Genomic DNA, 1,080 nt, shown 5'->3' with positions numbered 1-1,080 from the left:
ACAATTTCTTTAAGCAATTCTCCTGAGTCGTTATTATTATTATTCTTGCTATTAAAGCTGTGCAAGATAGAGTCTACAATCTTATTTACCCCTTCTTGTTTGTTAAATTCTAATTTTTTACGCCATTTTCTAACAGAAGGTGACAACTTGGCTTTTAACGTGTCATCTCGTAGTTCTTTACCCATATTTTTTCCAATGTTACAATGTTCGTTGACAACTTCTTTAACCTTAGCTTCTCTGATCTCCCTTGCGGATTGTTTCAAATTACTTTCTAATAATTCAAGCAGCTTACTGCTTTCAAATTTGCCATCATCTTGATTTGATAGAGACTTTATAGTTTCATTAAGCACGTTATGGCAAAAGTGTTTCTTTTCAAATTCAGAAAAACTTTTTTTCAACTCTTTATTTTTATCAGATAAAAATTTATCGCAATTCTCATTCCCACGAAGCTTAGATAAACCCTTTGGAATTTTTGACTTCATAGAACCAGTAGTTGATTTTGCAGTAGATACTGTACTCACTGTATCTGGCGCTTTAGTTTTTGTTTGCCCTTGTGTATCTTTCTCTGTTAACTTCCCATTTTGTTGTTCATCTTTAGCTGGTGAACTTTCAATTTGTTGATTTTTTAATGTCAGATTTTCATCAAGTGTTTTTGTACGCTCTCCAATAGAAAATATTGCAACATTTCTTGCTCTTTCTAATTTTGCATTCAGATGTTCAACTTGCTCTTGTAACTCTTCTTTTTTTTCTTCGATTTTTCTTTCCTGACTTCTTCCACCCTTTCAAAAAGCTCGTTTATTTTATTGGTAAATTCTGCTCTGAGTTCAGTTAATTCTCTTCCCTGGCACCCTATCATCTCAGATTTTGCCTTCAACTTTACTAAAAACTCTTTCTCTTGTTTATCTGTAACTTCTACCAATTCTCTATAATTCTTTTTAAGTCTTATAATTATAGATTGCAATTCTCTATTTTCCTTTTTAACGAGCTATTTTTTGATTGTAAGTCCGCTTTAAGCCTTATGATTATAGATCGCAATTCTTCAATTTTCACTTCCAATAAGCTATTTTTTGATTGTAAGTC

Annotated in this window: 1 protein-coding gene and 1 pseudogene; both read right to left on the bottom strand. The window is 31.8% G+C overall.

Annotation, left to right across the window (positions count from 1 at the left end):
- A pseudogene (locus tag WGMM_RS02850) lies at positions 1-521 on the bottom strand (hypothetical protein); the annotation flags it as partial.
- Positions 522-709: 188 nt separating this feature from the next.
- Positions 710-961, bottom strand: a complete 252-nt coding sequence (locus tag WGMM_RS02845) for a hypothetical protein (protein WP_038249731.1) — start codon at positions 959-961, stop codon at positions 710-712.
- Positions 962-1,080: the final 119 nt, after the last annotated feature.

Origin of the sequence: Wolbachia endosymbiont of Glossina morsitans morsitans (genome assembly GCF_000689175.1) — a bacterium.
GTDB classification, from domain to species: Bacteria; Pseudomonadota; Alphaproteobacteria; order Rickettsiales; family Anaplasmataceae; genus Wolbachia; species Wolbachia pipientis.
Note: the sequence above shows the minus strand (reverse complement) of the source record. Positions and strands in the feature narration are given on the sequence as shown.